The following is a 17,578-nucleotide window of genomic DNA, read 5'->3' as shown; positions in this document are numbered from 1 at the left end:
ATAATTTCTTTATAGTGCGATTAGTCGTTGAAAAGACCTTCGCGTTTTAACACTTCAATTTCGTCATTATTGATTTTTGAAATCATATAGCGTTTTACATCTACAATTTTCATCTCGTCTAAGATATCAACAAGATTTCTTTGTACTGATTTTTCGCTTGGTCTGATTACAACGATCAAATCTTTGCCGCCACTGCGAGCTGGAACTTCTTTTTGCATTTTAAGAAGCACTTGACGAATACCATCTTTACCATATTCTACCGTTGCAGGTTGATAAATAGGTTTTGCCAACTGTCCGTAATACCAAGAAATTTTATTGTCCGAACCTAATAGAAGCGTAATTGAGCGCGTATCGGCAATTTCTAAATTGTCGTTCGCATCAATTTTGTTCTTGTCAGGCATCGCCACATCCATCGCTTGAGGCTTATTTAATGACGTAGTAAGCATGAAGAAGGTAATCAATAAGAATGCTAAGTCTACCATGGCGGTCAAATCGACCTTACCACCGTTTTTCTTGGCTCTTACTTTCCCGCCTTTTCCACCTTTCCCACTATCTTGATTTAATTCTGCCATTTTTTAAATTTTTAATCTACTTACTTTCGTTTCTCAAGCCTGTTACAAAACTAAACTTGTTTTGCTTCTGGTTACGAAGAGTTTCGATAATTAAATTAATCGTTGGATATTTTTCGTTTGCATCCGCTTTAATAGCGACCTTCATCGGTCCTGGATCCACGAAATCCTTCTCTCCTTCACGGTCTCTGTTGTACTTGATCGTAGCCAAACGAGCCTGCTGTACCCACTGATACAACTCATTTGAATTCGTCTCCGTACTATCCACTGGAATTCCAGGTTGGATATTTTCTTTACGTTGATCGTTACCAAGAGAAAGCAACTGGCGCATATTTTTCAACGGAACGCCAAATTCGTCCATTTTCTTAAACTCTTCGTAGTCTTTGTCCGAGAACGCAATATCATACTTTGCAGACATGCTTTTCAAAGTCTCCTCACGTACTGTAGGATTTTTAATACTGAAAAACACTTTGCCGCCTTTACCTACAGAGATAATAGAAACATTATCGTCTGGTAGTTTATCTGGCGTTGAAGATGCTGGAACGTCTACTGGCAAAACCTCAGGTTGACGCGCTGTAGCGGTCAAAACGAAGAAAGTAAGAAGCAAGAACGATACGTCACACATCGCCGTCATGTCGATGGATGTACTGGCTCTTTTTACTTTTGCTTTACCCATTTTCTTTACTTCTTTTAATTAACAATTCCTATTCTTTGATACATGATGATTGAAAAGATCAAATTCCATAAAAGAAATTCGATTTTTTTCAAATCGTCTTATTTGTGGTTTGCAGCGTACGTTTGTACGATTGAGAAACCAGCCTCATCGATAGAATAAGTTAAGTTGTCAATTTTAGCAGTCAAGATATTATACAATACGATAGCGAATGTAGATGTCGCGATACCTGTAGCCGTGTTGATCAAGGCCTCAGAGATACCGTTTGCTAATTTCGCTGAATCCGGCGCACCACCAGTTGCCAATGCCGAGAAGGCCTTGATCATACCTGTTACTGTACCTAATAGACCTGTCAATGTACCGATAGAAACTAATGTTGCTAGAACGTTCATGTTTTTCTCTAACATTGGCATTTCTAATGCTGTTGTTTCTTCAATTTCTTTCTGGATAGCCAAAACAGATTTTTCTGAATCTAAACCTGTGTTACCAGAAACGTCTTTGTATTTTAAAAGACCAGCTTTAACTACGTTAGCTACTGAACCTTTTTGTTTGTCACACTCAGCGATAGCTGAATCGATGTTTCCACCATTGATTAATGTTTGGATTTTTCTTACGAAGTTACCCACGTTACCTGTTCCTGATGCTCTGTTGATAACGATAAAACGCTCGATAGCGAATACCCATACCATAAGGAATAAACCGATCAAGATAGGTACAACTACACCAGCGTGGTAAACCATACCTAGGTAGTTACCTGGAAGCGGTTGGTTAACAGGGTTGTTATCGATAAAGTTAGATGGAGCTCCCATTACAAATTTCCATACAAGGTAACCGATGATGAAACAAATGATAATTGCTAAACTCGCAAATAAATTACCTGAATTTCCGCTTTCATTTTTAGCAGGAGTAGTAGTTTTTGGTGCGTTTGCCATTTTACTAATTTTTAGATTTTTACTGTTGTTTAATATTAATGTTTAATTCAATTAATGCAATTTAAAGGCACTTGCCTTGCTTTCGCGCAAAACAAATATACTGTTTTGTATTAAAAATAAAATTTTCTTTACATTTATTTATGTCTTTCCCAAACATCCAAATACCAGCGAACCCATCAGCGGTTTCCGTTCCGTTCCGGTAGTTGTCACCTTTCGATATATTGCGGTTTAGTGCGATATATTTTACAATGAAAACTATTTTTTTTGGTTTATGCAAATTAAAAAATTGTTACTTGCAAAAATTAAGTAAGTATTCACTCACTAAAACAAAGTGCAAACAGTCTGTTTAAACATAAATTCGCTTCAGCAAGCTTAAGAGGTAGAAAAGGGTGAAAGATAAAACCAAAAAAAATAAAAAGTTCCTTAAACAACTATCCGCCAGCCATTTTTACTGAAAATCCTTCTGCGATAAGAATATCATAAACCTTTTGCTTAAAATCTCCCTGTATCAAAATTTCACCATCTTTCGCAGCTCCCCCGACACCACATCGCTGTTTTAATACCTTTGCAAGCGCTTGCAAATCTTCATCGGCGCCAATAAAGCCATCCACTATTGTAACAACTTTACCCTTCCTTGCCTTACGATCCAAAAAGACCTTCAGCTTCTGCTTTCCATTCGGTAAAGTCTCTAATTCCTCGGCGCTTTCGGCCTCTGTGTAGGAGAAATCATCCGCTGTTGAATAGACAATTCCCTCGAAGCGTTGTTTTTTCTGCTTTGCCATCTTAACTTAACAAATTATTTTTAGTGATTTATGCTGAATTGAAATATCGAGCGTATCGCCCATGTCGACCGGCTCGCCATCCACATGCACAGGTCCCCGATCATCACGGATGATTCGAATATTTTTCCCTGGAATGATTTCCACATAATCCGATTGATCGGCACTTTTCGTAAACAAATGAAAGACCATCTTAGGTAATAAATACAAAGGAAACTTATGAACGATACAAACATCCAAAATACCGTCATTTATAGAAGCCTGCGGTGCGATATATGCATTGTTACCATATTGCGGTGAATTTGCAACACTGATCATAAAGGCCTCCCGTTCATATGCTTTGCCATCGATTTCCAATCGGTACACGCTGGGTTTGAATTTACTAAACACGTTTAAGGAAGAACGAAGGTAGCCGATAGGCCCTCGAATATTCTCCGTCGCAAAATGATCACTCACAAAGGCATCAAAACCTATACCGGCTATATTGAAGAAGTTTCTCCCGTTAATCTCTCCCGTGTCCACCTCTACCGTTTCAAATCTATTGATTCGCCGCAAGGCAGCGGACTCGTTCAGCGGAATACCCAGATATAAGGCCAATCCATTGCCCGATCCTTCAGGGATAATACCGAGCGGCATATCTGTCCCTAGAATAGCAGAACCCAATTCATTGATCGTACCATCTCCCCCGACAGCGACTACAGCATCATAACCTTCCTTTATCGCTTGTTTACCCAGTTCATACGCATGATTTGGGTGATTCGTGATCTTGAACGTAGGGTCGAATTTTTTTAAATCGAGCACCTCCAACACCTGTTTATTAAATGCTGTTTTCTTCTTTCCGCCAGAAATTGGGTTAATAACAAATAGGATTCGCTTACGCATATATATATATCAGCTCTTACGGAGATAAAGATAGACAAATCCTTTTACTACTCCACTTTATCGTTAAATACTTTTAAAAATGAGGAAAGAGTAGTATTTTTGCTCGACAAAAAAGTGGACTGATTTGCGCACGGCATATTTACCTATGCCTCAAGGAGATTGCAACCACGGTAAAAAAGTGCTAAAACCGAAAATTAAATGTTTTTCCACTTCTACTTGGCCCCTCTCCGACTGGCGTAATATCGATAATAAAAACGCAAAATGGCATATTTATTTACTTCAGAATCTGTGTCCGAAGGACACCCCGATAAAGTTGCAGATCAAATCTCTGACGCTTTAATTGATAATTTTCTCGCATGGGATGAGGATGCACGCGTTGCTGTCGAGACTTTGGTTACCACAGGACAAGTGGTCCTTGCTGGCGAGGTAAAATCTAAGATTTACCTGGATGTTCAAAAAATCGCTCGCTCGGTGATCGAAAAAATTGGTTATACCAAATCCGAGTATATGTTTGAAGCAAACTCTTGTGGCGTATTGTCGGCTATCCATGAGCAATCTGCGGATATCAACCAAGGGGTAGATCGTAAAACGAAACAAGAACAAGGTGCCGGCGACCAAGGAATCATGTTTGGTTACGCAAGTAATGAAACGGAGAACTATATGCCACTCGCCTTAGATCTTGCTCACCGTTTATTGTATGAACTAGCGGCTCTTCGTCGTGAAAACAAGGAAATTCCTTATTTAAGACCCGATGCGAAATCGCAAGTAACGTTGGAATATAGTGACGATCACAAACCGCAGCGAATCGACACAATTGTAATCTCTACCCAACACGATGATTTTGCTGAAGAAGCAACCATGCTGGCAAAGATTACAGACGATATTAAACATATCCTAATTCCCCGCGTAAAAGCACAACTGTCTCCAGAGTTGCAAGCACTCTTTAACGATGATATCACGTTTCACGTGAACCCGACGGGAAAATTCGTTATCGGTGGCCCGCATGGCGACACAGGCCTAACGGGACGTAAGATCATCGTTGATACCTACGGTGGAAAAGGAGCACATGGTGGTGGTGCATTCTCTGGCAAGGATCCTTCGAAAGTAGATCGTTCAGCGGCTTATGCAACACGTCATATCGCAAAAAATTTAGTGGCGGCCGGTGTAGCTGATGAAATTTTAGTACAGATATCTTATGCTATAGGTGTTAAAGATCCAATGGGTATCTATGTTAATACCTACGGCACGAGCAAAGTAAATCTAAACGACGGAGAAATTGCAACCAAGATCACCGAACTATTTGACATGACGCCTTACGGGATTGAAACACGCTTAGGTTTACGTAACCCAATCTATTCTGAAACTGCGGCTTATGGTCATATGGGACGTACTCCAAAAACCGTAACAAAGACCTTTGAAAGTACAACAGGCGAAATCAAGGAAGTCGAAGTAAACCTATTTACTTGGGAGAAACTTGACTTTGTAGACAAGGTTAAAGAAGCTTTCGGCCTTTAGTCGTGCATACGTAACCGTATAAATAAGGCTGTATCCAAATCGGGTACAGCCTTATTTTATTTAACTGTACAGCGCAGGACAGCTATTCCCTGAAAAGTATGTATCTTTCTACACTAAATAATTAACATAAACCACATGAGTACCAAACTTACCTTTCCGTACAATTCGGCATACCCATCTGTTGCTGATTTACGTAAGAAAGCCAAAACACGTATTCCAAAATTCGCTTTTGACTACCTTGAAGGCGGAGCCAACGAAGAATTCAATCTACAACGCAATGAGAGCGATTTTGACCATATATACCTCAAACCACGCTACCTTGCGGAAAATGGTAACATAGACCTCTCAACAGAATTGTTCGGCAAAAAATACAGCGCTCCTTTTGGCATATCACCTATTGGCCTTCAAGGATTAATGTGGCCTAATGCGCCGGAAATCTTAGCTAAAGCAGCCGCTAAGGAAAAAATCCCATATATCTTAAGCACCGTATCCACATCCAGTATTGAACGGATTGCCGAGGTCTCCGAAGGATCTGCTTGGTTTCAGCTTTATCATCCAACCGAGGATCACCTTCGCGACGATATCTTAAACCGCCTACAGGCCGTAGAATGTCCTGTATTAGTTGTGTTGGTCGACGTTCCCGCTTTTGGACTGCGTTATAGAGAAATTAAAAGTGGATTATCTATGCCTCCAAAAATGAATATCGCTAACATTTTTCAAGCCATGATCCGCCCGACATGGGGAATAAAAACTTTACAACAAGGTATCCCCTCCTTCGCTACATTAAAACCATATATGGAGGCTGGCCTCGACCTCAGCCAGTTGGGCCAATTTATGAACAAGACCTTTACGGGTAAAGTTACATTTGAAAAAATTAAAGCCATTCGTGAACGCTGGAAAGGACCGCTCGTATTAAAGGGCATTGCGACCGATGAAGATATGCAAGAGGCCATACAATTAGGTGCGGATGGTGTAATTGTTTCCAATCACGGTGGCCGGCAACTCGATGCGGCCGAATCGTCGATCAATTCATTGATCCGCCTCGCAAATAATCCAGCATATAAAGATAAGATCAAGATTATGATGGACGGAGGAATTCGTTCGGGGGTAGATTTAGCCCGTGCGCATGCTGTTGGGTCGGCCTTTAACTTTATGGGTAGACCTTTTATGTATGGGGTGGGTGCACTCGGTGACCATGGAGGTGAGCACACGATCAACATGTTCAAAACCCATTTGTATCAAATTATGCAGCAGCTATCCATTGATAAAATAGATAGATTTTCGGAAAGGCTTCTCTAAAAGCCTTTCTATTCCTACCTTTGTGCTATGATAATTGCAGAGAGATACCACGATATTTCGTGTGGACATCGTGTTGTTGGACACGAAGGGAAATGTCGTTTTTTACACGGGCATAATTACCGCATACACTTCACCATAGCCTCAACGGCATTGGATGAGATAGGTCGCGTTATAGACTTCTCTGTTATCAAATCTCAACTTTGTATGTGGTTAGAGGATAATTTTGATCACAAATTCCTAATTTGGGAGAAGGATGAACTATTGGAGCAGCTAAAATTGGTTGCAAGTGAAAGTCTTGTCATTGTTCCTTTCAACCCTACAGCAGAAAACATTGCTCAATATATGGTCGAGAAAATAGGACCACAACAATTAGAAGGCCTTGGCGTGGAGCTCGTTTCTTGTAAAGTCGAAGAAACCGCGAAGTGTTCAGCTAGTTTTTCACGCTAGCAAAACCTGTCTTAAACAAGCGCTATAGCCTCGCATCTACTTGCGTCCGATCAAGCACAGCCTTACAGTCAAATAAAACAGACTGAGGCTTACGAAGTTCGCTCATGTTTATATCCAGAAAATCTTGGTGTGCCACAGCTAAGATAACAGCGTCATAAGCGGAAACAGCTCGGTCATCAAGTTTCTTTAAAATAGAAACACCGAAATCTTGCTGTACTTCCACTACATTTACCCAAGGGTCGAATATATGTGGGACCGCACCATATTGCTTTAACTCATCGTAAATATCCATTACCTTGGTATTTCGGATATCTGGACAATTCTCTTTAAAGGTCATCCCTAGTATCAAAACATCTGCTCCTTTAACAGCGATTTCCTTATTGAGCATCAATTTAACCACCTTGGAAGCTACAAATTCCGCCATCCGATCGTTCACGCGCCTACCCGACAAAATTACTTCGGGATGATAACCCAACTGTGAAGCTTTATGTGCCAAATAATACGGATCGACCGAGATACAGTGTCCTCCGACTAAACCAGGTTTATACTTTAAGAAATTATATTTTGTGCCCGCGGCTTCCAGAACTTCATGCGTATCTATCCCCACCCGATCAAAAATCAACGCTAACTCATTGACAAACGAGATGTTAACATCGCGCTGCGCATTTTCAATCGCTTTTGCCGCTTCGGCAACCTTAATCGAGGAAGCTTTAAAGGTACCTGCCGTAATAATTCTGCGATATAATGCATCAATCTCCTCGGCAACCGCAGACGTACTTCCAGAAGTAACCTTAACAACATTTTGCAAGGTCCTCGTCTTATCTCCCGGATTAATACGCTCAGGCGAGTAACCCACAAAGAAATCTTCATTATACACCAATCCCGACACACGCTCCAACACCGGCACACAATCCTCTTCTGTGCATCCAGGATACACGGTCGATTCATAAATCACGATATCTCCGGATTTCAACACACGACCTATAATCTCAGACGCAGTCAATAAGAACCGTAAATCGGGCGCATTAAACTCATCAATAGGCGTAGGAACTGTGACAATATACACCGAAGCATCTTCAATATCTTCGGTCAGTGTGCTCGCACGGTATCCCCCCTCTCCTCGCTCACTCTTGTCAAGCATCTGTTGAATCAAAGACGTCTCCGCTTCCAACGTACGATCATATCCTTGATTCAACTCCGCGACGCGCACGGCATCAATATCAAATCCCACCACAGGGTGGTGAGCAGCAAAAGCCAATGCTAAAGGAAGCCCAACATACCCTTGACCAATTACGGCAATTTTCTTATCCATGCTTCCCTACCTTGCTTACTAAACTAATGTCGATCCTTCTTTCTCTAATGTCTCGTACACATGCTTTACATCTTGCGCATGCGCTTTATCCATAATTAAGACAGCATCATCCGTATTGACCACAATACAATTTTTAAGACCAAGGAAAACGGTATGCTTCGAACCACCAATCACCACATTTCCTGCTTCATCCTTTGGATGTCCTTTAGTGATTAGGTAGTCATATAGCGAGTCGAAAGACCCCATGTCGGACCACTGGAAAAACGAAGGAACTACCTTAATACTATCACTCCGTTCCATAATAGCATAATCAACACTTTTAGACGGAATACGCATGGAAAGCTCTTCATCCAACACCCCATCCTTAGCCCCGTCGAAAGCTGCTTTCGCGGCCGTATACAACTTTGGATCAAAGCGTTCTAGTTCTTGCAGGTAAGTACTTGCTTTGAAGCAAAAAATACCCGAGTTCCAAAAGAAATTACCTTGCTTGATAAAGTCTTTTGCTGTCTCATAGTTTGGTTTCTCACGAAACGACAATACATCGGTTCCAGCTGCCTCAATATATCCATAACCTGTCTCTGGACGAGTTGGGTTTATTCCAAATGTCACTAAGAATCCTTCCTTTGCGAACTCAATACCACGCTTAAGTGCTTGTAGATACTGTTCCTCTCCCTCAATCAAGTGATCTGAAGGTGTAACCACAAGAATATCATCCGGATCCGTGGATAAAGCAGCAAACGCAATAGCCGCGGCTGTATTCCGTGGCACCGCCTCTACAATAATATCATGTGAAACCTTACTAAGCTCTTCTTTAGCCAAATCTATGTTCTGAACAGAACCAACGAGCAATACATGGTTACATACCTTCTCGTTTCGTTCTATCGTTAATCCAAACAAAGACTTATTTTGAAAAAATGGGAGATATTGTTTCGGCTTAGACTTTCGGGACAATGGCCACAATCGAGATCCAACTCCACCGGATAGGATCACATTAATAACATTACTCATATTGCTTTATGCTCTTTTATTTCTATTTCCGTATTTGGAAAATGTTTCATTATCAATTCGCTGGTAACTTGATCACGCCTGATGTACAACTGTGCACACGCTCGTGCATCCGATAGCGCATCATGGTGATGTAACTCAATCCCCATAATCGCACAGCAAATACTTAATTTCGTCTTTTTAAACCCTTTCGCACTATAAATTTTACTCGTACACTCCCACATTTTAGGCAATTGCAGGGATTTATAAGGCAGCTCAAATCGCGTCATTGTCTTCATCAAAACCTCGCGATCAAATTTCTCATTGTGCGCCACCATTTTTTGTTGTTTTAGATAGGGCTCTATCTTCGGAAAAATTTCCGCAAAAGTGGGTGCATCCTTCGTATCCTTAGATTTTATACCATGAACACGTGTGGTCTGCCACATATATTTATTCCCAGGAGGTTGGACCAGACCGTAGAATTCATCCACAATCTGACTATTCTCTACCTTCACTATACCTACGGCACATACACTTGTATAATCTGCTGTTGCCAATTCAAAATCTATCGCTGTAAAGGTCATACTCATCAACATCAAAGGTAACGATTTTAATTACTTCTCGTCATCGCGCTCAGCGCTCATATCAGATTACGGCAACAAACTTGCCAAATATCCAACTATTTCATTTAACGCCAGGCCTTGTACTGATTGATCAATCCGTTGGTCGAACTATCATGACTTTCCACTTCTCCTTCAGCTTTCAGCTCAGGAAGAATCTTATTGGCCAACTGCTTACCCAATTCTACTCCCCATTGATCAAAACTAAAGACATTCCAAATAATGCCTTGCACAAAAATCTTGTGTTCATAGAAAGCAATCAATGTGCCTAATGTCTCTGGTGTCACCTTTTTCACCAAAAAAGAATTTGTCGGTCTATTTCCTTCAAACACTTTAAAATTCTTTAACCGCTCAATTTCAGGTTCCGACTTTCCTTGCTCCGTGAGCTCAGCAATCACTTCACCTTCGGATTTACCGTTCATTAAGGCTTCCGTTTGCGCAAAGAAATTAGAAAGCAAAAGTTGATGATGGTTTCCAATCGGATTATGTGAAACTGCAGGTGCAATAAAATCGCAAGGGATTAGCTTCGTCCCTTGATGGATCAATTGATAAAAAGCATGTTGACCATTCGTGCCAGGTTCACCCCAAATTATGGGACCTGTTTCATAATCAACACGATTACCATTCCGATCTACATATTTACCATTGCTCTCCATATCTCCCTGTTGGAAATACGCCGCAAAACGATGTAAATACTGGTCATATGGTAGGATAGCGTGACTTTCCGCATCAAAGAAATTGTTATACCAAACCCCCAACATAGCTAAGATCACAGGGATATTATCTTCAAAGCTCGCCGTCTTAAAGTGATTATCCGCGGCGTGGGCGCCAGCTAATAATTTTTCAAAATTATCAAATCCAATGGCCAAAGCAATAGAAAGACCGATGGCCGACCATAACGAATAACGTCCGCCAACCCAATCCCAAAACTCAAACATATTAGCGGTATCGATCCCGAAAGCTGCTACACCTTTTTCATTCGTGCTTAAAGCCGCAAAGTGTTTAGCAACATCCCCCGCCGCAGCTCCTGCTTTCAAAAACCAGGCCTTTGCCGACTCTGCGTTCGCCATTGTCTCCTGTGTAGTGAATGTTTTGGAAGCCACCAAGAAAAGTGTTGTTTCTGGATTTAAAGGCTTAAGTGTTTCGGCAATATGTGTGCCATCCACATTCGACACAAAGTGGACATTCAATCGCGTGCGGTATGCTTTTAAAGCCTCTGTCACCATGACTGGCCCTAAATCGGAACCTCCAATGCCAATATTTACAACATCGGTAATTTCTTTTCCTGTAAAGCCTTTCCAGTCACCACCAATTACACGGGCACTAAAATTTTTCATACGTGCCAAAACCGCCCGTACTTGCGGCATTACATCAGTCCCATCAACTTCCACAGGTGTAGACGAAAGATTACGTAATGCGGTATGTAGCACCTCACGTCCTTCCGTCTCATTAATCTTTTCTCCCTTAAACATCGCATCAATTGCTTGTTCCAATTCGCACTCCCGTGCTAACTGCATCAACAGTGCGAGTGTCTCATCGGTTATTCTATTCTTTGAATAATCCAATAAAATATCATTAAAAAGGACGGAAAACTTATTGTAACGTTCTGGATCTTGTGCAAAAAAATCCTTGATACTATACACATTAACGTTGATAAAATGGTCCGTTAAATATCGGTAGGCTTGGGTCGTTGTAAAATCTATTCTGGGCAACATCTCTATTTCTTTTATTAAACCAAACTTAATTAATTTTACCGAGAAAAACGGTGTAAAAATCGAGTTTTTAGGTGCAGGAGAAAGGTTTGTTTTTTCGCCTATTTACCGCTACTTTTGAATCATGACCAAAGAACACATTCAAGACTTGAGGGATCGTGTAACATCCCTGAGGAGGCATCTTTGACATCGATGCCAAAAAAGAAGAAATAGCCAAAGAAACAGCCATCACACTGGAACCGACTTTTTGGGACGCTCCAAAAGAAGCCGAAAAAGTCTTACATGCGATCAAGAATAAAAAAGTATGGACGGACCAGTTCGATGAGGTAAACAGTACGATTGAAGACACCATTGTACTGTACGAGTTTTTCCAAAGTGGAGATGCGACAGAAAAAGAACTCGAAGAGCAACACAATTTAGCGTTAAGTCAGATTGAAGAACTCGAGTTTAAAAATATGCTCAGTGCGGAGGAAGATCAATTAGATGCCATCCTGCAGATTACAGCTGGTGCTGGCGGCACCGAATCCTGTGATTGGGCAGCTATGTTGATGCGGATGTACATTATGTGGGGAGAGAAACATGGATGTAAGGTCACTGAACAAGATTACCAAGAGGGTGATGTTGCTGGAATAAAAACAGTAACGCTACAGTTTTCAGGAAATTTTGCCTACGGTTATTTAAAAGGAGAAAATGGCGTGCACCGTTTAGTACGGATCTCCCCTTTCGACTCTAATGCCAAGCGACATACTTCCTTTGCCTCGGTGTATGTGTACCCTTTAGTAGATGATAATATTGAGATTGATGTTAAAGACTCAGAGATAGAGTGGGACACTTTCCGCTCGGGCGGTGCAGGTGGACAAAATGTTAATAAGGTGGAAACTGCCGTGCGCTTACACCACAAACCAACAGGTATTATTATTAAAAACCAGGAAACACGATCACAGCTCCAAAACAAAGAAAATGCACTTCGATTACTGAAGTCACAACTTTATGAAATAGAGATGCGTAAAAGACAAGAAGCTACTGCTGCTATTGAAGGGTCTAAGAAAAAGATTGAATGGGGTTCACAGATTCGCAACTATGTATTGCACCCATACAAACTAATAAAGGATTTACGTACCAATGTAGAGACCTCTAATACGCAAGCGGTTTTAGATGGCGATTTAGATGACTTCCTTAAAGCCTACCTTATGGAATTTGGAGGCTAACCAAAGCACTCTATAAAACAAAAGGGAGAACAATTGTTCTCCCTTTTGTTTTAAAAAGCATTCTTCCACATCATGCTTTCGACCGGTCTAATGGTCTTATTGTTATATTTTGCATTTCCTTTACTATTGTACAGCGTTTCAATTTCACCTTCCACTACGAAATAAATTAGCTGTCCGATAGGCATACCGGTATAAACTCGTACAGGCTGCGCCACAGAAATTTCTAAGGTCCATGTATTACAAAAACCAACATCTCCTTTTCCTGCTGTAGCGTGGATATCAATCCCTAAACGCCCTGTACTCGACTTCCCCTCTAAGAAAGGAACATGCCCATGTGTCTCTGTATACTCTAACGTAACACCCAGGTACAATTTTCCAGGCTCCAACACAAAACCATCGGCTGGAATCTCAAAATGCTCAATCTCATTATGCTTTTTGGCATCTAATACAGCATCTTTATAGGTCGCCAAATATTTACCTAAGTGCACGTCATAGGAATTTGTACCCAAACACTTCCGATCAAATGGTTCAATGACAATTGAACCATTGTCTATCTCTTCTAAAATTCGCTTATCTGATAATATCATTTTTTTACTATTAGACCTAAAGTCCTTTACTGCTATCTTTAGACACAGCCCCCAAGGCTTACCGCAGATAATTCTTGTGTCTCTACTTACCCAACCGAATAAAATCAGCCATTACATTTAAGCTTTCATCTAACACAAAGTCAAAATCTACTTTTGGTTGTGGCTGCCCTTCCTTCCACAAAGGCAATCCTCTCAACTCCAACCCTTTGTTGATACGTGCTCTATTTTTCGCACGAACACGATCTCTCTCTTTCTGTAGTTCGACTTGATTCAGACTAATCTCCTCCACATTGTCCAGTTTCTTGAATTCTTCAATATCTTCTAACAAGTATTTGTACTCTGGGGATTTCTTCATTCGGGTTTCGTGTACCGCATTAAGCTTTTGTGTTACCGCAGTCAAATCAGCCACCCGTTTGTAATTTGTTGGCTTAATTTGATCCCATGGTAAAGCAGATGGTTCCGAACTCTCTCCAAATTTCTCCGCCGTATATTGCGTTGGGAAAGACACATCCGGGGATACCCCCTTATGTTGTGTACTACTTCCTGTAACACGGTAGAATTTACCCATCGTGATATTGATTTGTCCATATTCCGGAGCACCGTTCGGGGTATCTGGATCTTTATCTTCTCCTTTTGCTTTTAACAAAAGTTTATTCGTCGCACTAATAAAGCGCGACATTTCGATAGCCGACTGCACGGTACCCTTACCGTAAGACTGTGAACCCAAAACGATACCTCGACCATAATCCTGAATCGCGCCCGCGAAGATTTCAGAAGCCGAAGCCGAAAATCTGTTTATCATAACGCCAAACGGACCGTCCCATGCCACACCAGGTTCTTCATCGCTATCAACCTGTACTCGGTTACGCGTATCACGTACCTGCACAACAGGTCCTTTATCAATAAATAATCCAGTAAGCTCGATCGCCTCTTGCAAAGACCCTCCGCCATTTTGACGTAAGTCGAGTACCACCGCATCCACTTTCTCTTGCTTCAACGTATCTAAAATCAGACGCACATCTCGTGTCGTACTTTTGTAGTTAGGATCACGCGCGCGCAAGGCAGCAAAATCAATATAAAACTTAGGAAGTTTGATTAAACCAATTTTGTAGGTTTTCCCATCTTCTCCTTTGATCATTTTAATTTCTTTCAATGCAGACTCCTCTTCAACCACAATCTTTTCGCGGTTCAACGAAACAATTTTCGGTTGCGCAGTAAGCTCCTGCCCGGCCGGAATAATCTTTAATCGAACCACGGTTCCTTTTGGACCTTTGATTTTTGCCACAGCAGCATCCAAGCGCCATCCGATGATATCATCAAACTCGCCATCTCCTTGCGCTACTGCAATAATTCTGTCGTCCACATTTAAGCTCTTGTCCTTAAAGGCGGGACCTCCAGCGATAACTTCTTTTATCGTTACCATCTCGTTCTCCATCTGCAAACGCGCGCCGATACCTTCAAATGTATTCGACATTCCCTCATTAAATGCTTGCGCAAAGGAAGGGTTATAATATGTCGTATGTGGGTCTACCGCATCCGTTAACGCTGTCATAATCAACTGAAAAGCATCATTAGAATTTGTTTTCTTAGCTTGAGAAATCAAGTTTTTATATCGCTTACGTAACGTCTCTTTATGCTTCTCCATGTCCACCGAATCTTTATCAGTCGTTGTTAAACGAAGATTCAAAAGGTCATACTTCACGCGTTTACGCCACTGATCTTTCAGTTCCTTATCCGTTTTAAAATAAGGTAGCTTCTCCCGATATGCGACATAATTCTCATTAACCGTAAAATCATGCTTCACATCCACTTGTGTTAACGCATACTCCATACACTGCAAATAGCGATCGGAATATACATTGAACATAAAGAATGGCGCAGACAGATCACCTTTACGGAAATCTTGGCTCACGGTATTTTTATATTTTTGGAACTGGTCAACATCTGATTGCAGGAGATAGTTCCGCCCCTGATCCATCGATTTCAACAAATTATCAAAGACAATAGCCGAAAGTGAGTCCGTCATTGGAACCTTCTTATAGCTATGATTCTCCAGTAGGTTGGCAACTTCACTCGCAATCACTTCGTGTTGCGCCGATGGTTTAAGCCCCAAATTCTCCTCATCTAAACTGACCCGTGGTTTTGACCCACACGCAATAATCGAAATCAAAGCAAGGCCAAAGACAAAATTCTTAAACATATATGTTAATTTATTAAAATGCATTTATTATCCTTTTCTAAAAGCGCGTTCTTCTCCCACTTTGGAGACCCCAATATTTTCTACAAGTGGTTGATGGCGTTAAAAATACTGAAAAATGGAACATGAAAGTTATGTTGATAAAAATATTTGTAGGAAAAGATGCTTTTCGATTGAAATGTTACGTTGAGATAACTTTAGGAATTCGTCCGCCGCACTCTTCTTTTTGAATTTCTTTCGAAGAATTAGATATTTTTCATTGATCTGCACATCAACTATTTGAGCGAATTCACTATCTTTAGGCGATGATTAGATTTAACCCCTGGTTAATAGTTTTTCACCTACTATTAGCTCCCTCCTTACTTTTTGCACAGCAAGAAGACAGCGTCTCTCACAAAGGATTAGCCATTGAGCTTCAAGGTGGTTTTGCCGGCTCTAAGGCCGTTCCCTTTTGGATGCGTTCCAATCAATATGGATCTGTACCGGCCGAAGGTGGGTCTGGAAGTATGATCCTTCGCGGCTTTAGAAATTACAAACATCCTGGTGAGTGGCAAGGAAGGCGGGCAAATGGAAATTCAAACTGGGATTGGGGCTACGGGTTAGAGGGACGCGTAAACCTCGGCAAGGAAACTCAAGCGCAGGTCATTGATGCGCATGTACGGGTACGGTTTGCTATGTTTGAAGCCAAGCTTGGTCGTAGCAAGGATGTAATGGGATTGAATGGTGACACCTTGCTGACCTCCGGAAATTTTGCCGTTTCCGGGAATGCACTTGGGGTACCTAAGTTCGAAATTAGCATTCCAGAGTATTACCGTATACCGTGGTTCGGGGGCCTTTTCTCTATTAAAGGAAATTTCGCAAATGGATATATGGGCAAGCATCCGGTTGACCCTTCTCTTTTCAAGAAACGTCCGACAGATAATCAACTACACACCCTTTTACATCAAAAATCATTATACGGTAGAATAGGCAAGTCCACCTGGAAACTCGCACTATATGGAGGGCTCAATCATCAAGCTCAATGGGGAAGCGAAGAAAAAGTATACGGAAGTTTGTATGACCTAAATTTCTTACAAACGCTAACGTATGTCACTATTGGAAAGGCTTATGGTGGGCGAGGTTCGGGTATTCCTCGTTCTAAAATTGGGAATCATCAAGGATCTATTGACCTTGGGGCTTCATACAATTTAGGTAGCATTAGCTTGATGGCTTACAGACAAAATTTTTACGATGTAGGAGCCTTAGCTAACCTCGCAAACATCAAAGACGGCTTAAACGGCATCACGTTAACAAACAATAATTACCGAAAAACACAAAAAAATGTAGACTGGCACAAGTTCCTTGTTGAGTTCTTCTACTCGAAAGATCAAGCGGGTTATCCATGGTCTAAACCAACAAAATCTGGCGATGAAGATTATTATAATAATTACTACTATACGGAAGGTTGGTCCTATAAACAGGTCGGCTTGGGTAATCCACTGATTGTTCCCTCACATGCTGCTCGGGCAGGTCAGATTAGTTATCCCCGAGATTATTTCATTAGTAACCGGGTTGTTGCCGGACATATCGGGGCCTCATTTTTAGTGTACAATACGACCATAATTAGTAAGATAACATACGCCAAGCATTATGGCACTTTTAGCACGAGTGAATGGGGAGGATCATTGGGAGAAATTCATCGACCTCCTACCTCAGGTATTTTTACACCCGTAAATCAGATGTCATTCCTTTTACAAGGAGAGAAATTTCTCTATAAAAACACGAAGGTCGGGACAAAAATAGCTATTGATCACGGTAAACTTCTTGATAACGGAGCTGGCGCCTTAGTGTATATCCGCCGACAATTTTAAGAAGGGGATAAT

General features: G+C 41.2%; 16 protein-coding genes. 5 read left to right on the top strand and 11 right to left on the bottom strand.

The window, feature by feature from the left end; translation table 11 throughout:
- Positions 1-20: 20 nt before the first annotated feature.
- The 5 genes from B9Y69_RS16880 to B9Y69_RS16855 all read right to left on the bottom strand — a co-directional run bounded on the left by B9Y69_RS16880 (position 21) and on the right by B9Y69_RS16855 (position 3,835).
- A complete protein-coding gene (locus B9Y69_RS16880; protein WP_085474150.1) occupies positions 21-572 on the bottom strand; it encodes an ExbD/TolR family protein in 552 nt (183 codons plus the stop codon).
- A gap of 16 nt (positions 573-588) precedes the next feature.
- Entirely contained in the window at positions 589-1,245 is a 657-nt protein-coding gene (locus tag B9Y69_RS16875) for an ExbD/TolR family protein (RefSeq protein ID WP_085474149.1), read from the bottom strand.
- Positions 1,246-1,343: 98 nt separating this feature from the next.
- Positions 1,344-2,174 carry a MotA/TolQ/ExbB proton channel family protein gene (locus B9Y69_RS16870; protein ID WP_085474148.1) on the bottom strand — a complete coding sequence of 277 codons (831 nt, stop codon included), beginning with the start codon at positions 2,172-2,174 and terminating at the stop codon, positions 1,344-1,346.
- A 431-nt stretch (positions 2,175-2,605) separates the two neighbouring features.
- Complete coding sequence (locus B9Y69_RS16860) at positions 2,606-2,956, bottom strand: translation initiation factor (RefSeq protein ID WP_085474146.1); 351 nt, start codon at positions 2,954-2,956, stop codon at positions 2,606-2,608.
- Between the two features lie 6 nt (positions 2,957-2,962).
- On the bottom strand, positions 2,963-3,835 hold the full coding sequence (locus B9Y69_RS16855) for a diacylglycerol/lipid kinase family protein (protein WP_085474145.1): 873 nt from the start codon (positions 3,833-3,835) through the stop codon (positions 2,963-2,965).
- Between the two features lie 261 nt (positions 3,836-4,096).
- Between B9Y69_RS16855 and metK the strand changes: the two genes are divergently transcribed.
- From metK to B9Y69_RS16840, 3 genes are all read left to right on the top strand, one after another.
- Positions 4,097-5,350, top strand: a complete 1,254-nt coding sequence (gene metK / locus B9Y69_RS16850; RefSeq protein WP_085474144.1) for a methionine adenosyltransferase — start codon at positions 4,097-4,099, stop codon at positions 5,348-5,350.
- A gap of 135 nt (positions 5,351-5,485) precedes the next feature.
- On the top strand, positions 5,486-6,649 hold the full coding sequence (locus B9Y69_RS16845; protein WP_085474143.1) for an alpha-hydroxy acid oxidase: 1,164 nt from the start codon (positions 5,486-5,488) through the stop codon (positions 6,647-6,649).
- A gap of 27 nt (positions 6,650-6,676) precedes the next feature.
- On the top strand, positions 6,677-7,096 hold the full coding sequence (locus B9Y69_RS16840; protein WP_085474142.1) for a 6-pyruvoyl trahydropterin synthase family protein: 420 nt from the start codon (positions 6,677-6,679) through the stop codon (positions 7,094-7,096).
- 22 nt (positions 7,097-7,118) lie between these two features.
- Here the strand turns inward: B9Y69_RS16840 and B9Y69_RS16835 are convergent, their stop codons facing one another.
- The 4 genes from B9Y69_RS16835 to pgi all read right to left on the bottom strand — a co-directional run bounded on the left by B9Y69_RS16835 (position 7,119) and on the right by pgi (position 11,727).
- Positions 7,119-8,408: a nucleotide sugar dehydrogenase gene (locus B9Y69_RS16835; protein ID WP_085474141.1), complete on the bottom strand. Its 1,290-nt coding sequence runs from the start codon at positions 8,406-8,408 to the stop codon at positions 7,119-7,121.
- 18 nt (positions 8,409-8,426) lie between these two features.
- Positions 8,427-9,416 (bottom strand): mannose-1-phosphate guanylyltransferase, encoded by a 990-nt coding sequence (locus tag B9Y69_RS16830; protein WP_085474140.1) that lies wholly within the window; start codon positions 9,414-9,416, stop codon positions 8,427-8,429.
- Entirely contained in the window at positions 9,413-9,982 is a 570-nt protein-coding gene (locus B9Y69_RS16825) for a 3'-5' exonuclease (RefSeq protein WP_234991293.1), read from the bottom strand. The genes B9Y69_RS16830 and B9Y69_RS16825 overlap by 4 nt, the downstream gene beginning before the upstream one ends.
- A gap of 98 nt (positions 9,983-10,080) precedes the next feature.
- Positions 10,081-11,727, bottom strand: coding sequence for a glucose-6-phosphate isomerase (pgi, locus tag B9Y69_RS16820; RefSeq protein ID WP_085474139.1), 1,647 nt, complete (start codon positions 11,725-11,727; stop codon positions 10,081-10,083).
- Between the two features lie 121 nt (positions 11,728-11,848).
- Here pgi and prfB point away from each other — a divergent pair.
- Positions 11,849-12,932, top strand: a protein-coding gene (prfB, locus tag B9Y69_RS16815; protein ID WP_134430222.1) for a peptide chain release factor 2 whose coding sequence is annotated in 2 segments (ribosomal slippage) — positions 11,849-11,908 and positions 11,910-12,932 — 1,083 coding nt in all. Because the reading frame shifts where the segments join, the coding sequence is not laid out codon by codon here.
- Between the two features lie 50 nt (positions 12,933-12,982).
- On the opposite strand, the gene dcd is transcribed toward prfB, so the two are convergent.
- Both dcd and B9Y69_RS16805 read right to left on the bottom strand, forming a co-directional pair.
- The gene (gene dcd / locus B9Y69_RS16810; protein ID WP_085474138.1) at positions 12,983-13,519 is read right to left on the bottom strand and encodes a dCTP deaminase; all 537 of its coding nucleotides are present in this window, start codon (positions 13,517-13,519) and stop codon (positions 12,983-12,985) included.
- An 82-nt stretch (positions 13,520-13,601) separates the two neighbouring features.
- Positions 13,602-15,719, bottom strand: coding sequence for a carboxy terminal-processing peptidase (locus B9Y69_RS16805; protein ID WP_234991292.1), 2,118 nt, complete (start codon positions 15,717-15,719; stop codon positions 13,602-13,604).
- Positions 15,720-16,021: 302 nt separating this feature from the next.
- Between B9Y69_RS16805 and B9Y69_RS16800 the strand changes: the two genes are divergently transcribed.
- The gene (locus B9Y69_RS16800) at positions 16,022-17,566 is read left to right on the top strand and encodes a capsule assembly Wzi family protein (protein WP_085474136.1); all 1,545 of its coding nucleotides are present in this window, start codon (positions 16,022-16,024) and stop codon (positions 17,564-17,566) included.
- Positions 17,567-17,578: the final 12 nt, after the last annotated feature.

The sequence above is a fragment of the Sphingobacterium psychroaquaticum genome (assembly GCF_900177625.1).
In the GTDB taxonomy this organism is placed as follows: Bacteria; Bacteroidota; Bacteroidia; order Sphingobacteriales; family Sphingobacteriaceae; genus Sphingobacterium; species Sphingobacterium psychroaquaticum.
Note: the sequence above shows the minus strand (reverse complement) of the source record. Positions and strands in the feature narration are given on the sequence as shown.